Source organism: Kribbella sp. (assembly GCF_035687465.1).
Lineage (GTDB): Bacteria > Actinomycetota > Actinomycetes > Propionibacteriales > Kribbellaceae > Kribbella.
This window is the reverse complement of record NZ_DASRXP010000176.1, coordinates 1-2523: the sequence shown is the minus strand read 5'-3', so window position 1 is coordinate 2523 and position 2523 is coordinate 1. Positions and strand designations below refer to the sequence as shown.

Sequence of the window (2523 nt, the reverse complement as noted above, 5' to 3'; positions counted from 1 at the left end):
TGCCGTTCCTGGCGTTGTTCGGGACCAGCCGGTTCACCGCGATCGCGGCGGCGGTGGTGTTCGCCGTACCGGTGACCACCAAGATCGTGGCCGACGGCATCAGAGCGGTACCGGTGGCGACGGTGGAGGCGGCGAACTCGGTCGGCTCCAGCAGTTGGCAGGTGATCAGCAAGGTGCAACTGCCCGTCGCGCGGCGGGCGATCACCCTCGCCGTCAACCAGGGCCTGATCTACGTGCTGTCGATGGTGGTCGTGGGAGGCCTGGTCGGCGCGGGCGCCCTCGGATATGACGTCGCCGCCGGGTTCGCGCAGAGTGAGCTCTACGGCAAGGGATTGGCCGCGGGGCTGGCGATCGTGTTGCTGGGTGTGATGCTGGACCGGATCACGCAGGCCGCGGCCCGGCGTACCAGGAAGTTTAAGGGAACAGTTAGAGGAGACAACCTGTGGTGACCAACAAGCTCCGCTCAGCTGGGGTGCTCACGGCCTTGGCCCTGGCCCTGACCGCCTGTGGCGGGGCGAAGGTCGGCGACGCGGAGCCATCGGCCGGAGCCAGTGCCGGCAAGGACTGCGGCACCGTCAACCTGGCCGTCAGCCCGTGGGTCGGGTACGAGGCGAACGCGGCTGTGGTCGCGTATGTGGCGACCAAGGACCTCGGCTGCAAGGTGGTGAAGAAGAACCTCAAGGAAGAGATCGCCTGGCAGGGCTTCAGCACCGGCGAGGTCGACGTGAACCTGGAGAACTGGGGCCACGAGGACCTGAAGAAGAAGTACATCACCGACCAGAAGGTCGCCGTCGAGGCAGGCGTGACCGGGAACAAGGGCGTGATCGGCTGGTATCTGCCGCCGTGGCTCGCGGCCGCGCAGCCGGAGTTGCTGGACTGGAAGAACCTGAACAAGTCCGCGTCACTGTTCAAGACCTCGGAGTCGGGGGGCAAGGGGCAGTTGCTGGACGGCGACCCGTCCTTCGTCACCAACGACGAAGCGCTGGTGAAGAACCTGAAGCTGGACTACAAGGTCGTGTACGCCGGCAGCGAGACCGCGTTGATCCAGGCGTTCCGGGATGCGGAGAAGAACAAGAAGCCGGTGATCGGGTACTTCTACGAGCCGCAGTGGTTCTTCAACGAACTGAAGCTAGTCAAGGTCGCGTTGCCGCCGTACACCGCGGGATGTGACGCCGCCCCGGCGAAGGTAGCGTGCGACTACCCGGCGTACGACCTGGACAAGATCGTGTCGAAGAAGTTCGCCGACTCCGGCAGCCCGGCGTACGAGCTGGTGAAGAAGTTCCAGTGGACCAACGACGACCAGAACCTGGTCGCGAAGTACATCGCCGAGGACAAGCTGACCCCGGACGCGGCAGCGGAGAAGTGGGTCAAGGACAACCAGGCCAAGGTCGACGCCTGGCTCGGGAAGTAGCTAAATCCCGGGCGTCAGGATGCTAGCCGGGTCGAACTGACGCTTGAGTTCTTGCAGGTGCGGCCAGCGGTCGCCGTAGTGGTCGGCCCAGTCGGCCCGGGTGAAGTCGACCGACTCGATCGGGTACCGCGTGCCGCCGAGCGCGCGGGCCCGGTCGTACAGGCGGCGGTTCCGGGTGAGCATCTCGGCGGCGAACTCTGGGCTCGGCCGGCCGGCGGTCATCAGGGTGAACAGGTAGACCCATTCGCTGTCACCAGCCGGGAGGCTGAGGGACGGGCGGGTGAGCGCGGAGCGGCGATGCGCGTAGAGCAGGACGAAACCGCCGTTGCCGACGTCGCGTGGGGTCAGGCCGCTGACGACCTCGGTGACGTACTGCTCGACTGACGCCTCGGGGAGCCAGAGGGTGAGCCACGGCTTGGCGAGGTGGTCCCAGTCGAGCAGCTCGCGAAGCTGCTCGACGGCGACGTCGATCCGGGTGACGTGCTCGAGGAAGTCGCTCTCACTGACGACGGTCTCGCTCGGCGTCAGGTCGCGCAGGAGGTGCGTGTCGTCCGGCGGTTCGCTACGGGTGTGGAAGGTGAACGCGTTGAGGTGCTGGACCTCGCCCTGTTCGCCCGGTCGCCACCAGTCGCCGTAGATCTCGCTGATCTCCGCCCGCTTGAGCAGAGTCTTGAAGTCCCGGAAGAAGTCTTCGACTTCGGGGTAGGCGAGTTCGTGGCCGCGGACCAGGTCAGGCGCGGGGTGGAGCCTGACGGTTGCCTTGGTGATGATCCCGTACTGACCGAGCCCGGCCAGCACCGCCTCGAACAGCTCTGGATCCTCTGTTGCCGAGCAGGTGTGCAGCTCGCCGGTTCCGGTGACCACCTCGAGCTCGATCACGCTGTCCACCTGACCGCCCGACTGGATCGCCGGCGGAATCCCACCCAGCGACAGGGTCCCGCCGAAGGTCAACCCGAGAAACCCGGTCAACGCCGGGGGCGTCAGTCCCCGGGCATGCGCCGCGTTCGTCAGCTGCAACCAGTCCGCACCCGCATCCACCACAGCCCGGTCGGCACCGATCTCATGGATGGTGTCCAACGCCCGCATCTCGATCAACAACCCGCCAACCAGCC

General features: G+C 66.4%; 3 protein-coding genes. 2 read left to right on the top strand and 1 reads right to left on the bottom strand.

The window, feature by feature from the left end; genetic code table 11:
• Both VFG33_RS08945 and VFG33_RS08940 read left to right on the top strand, forming a co-directional pair.
• A partial coding sequence (locus VFG33_RS08945; RefSeq protein ID WP_325024366.1) for an ABC transporter permease subunit occupies positions 1–449 on the top strand: 449 nt, incomplete at its 5' end.
• Entirely contained in the window at positions 446–1411 is a 966-nt protein-coding gene (locus VFG33_RS08940) for an ABC transporter substrate-binding protein (RefSeq protein ID WP_325024364.1), read from the top strand. The genes VFG33_RS08945 and VFG33_RS08940, both read left to right, overlap by 4 nt.
• Here the strand turns inward: VFG33_RS08940 and VFG33_RS08935 are convergent.
• The coding region (locus VFG33_RS08935; RefSeq protein ID WP_325024361.1) for an FAD-binding protein at positions 1412–2523 on the bottom strand (1112 nt) is incomplete at its 5' end.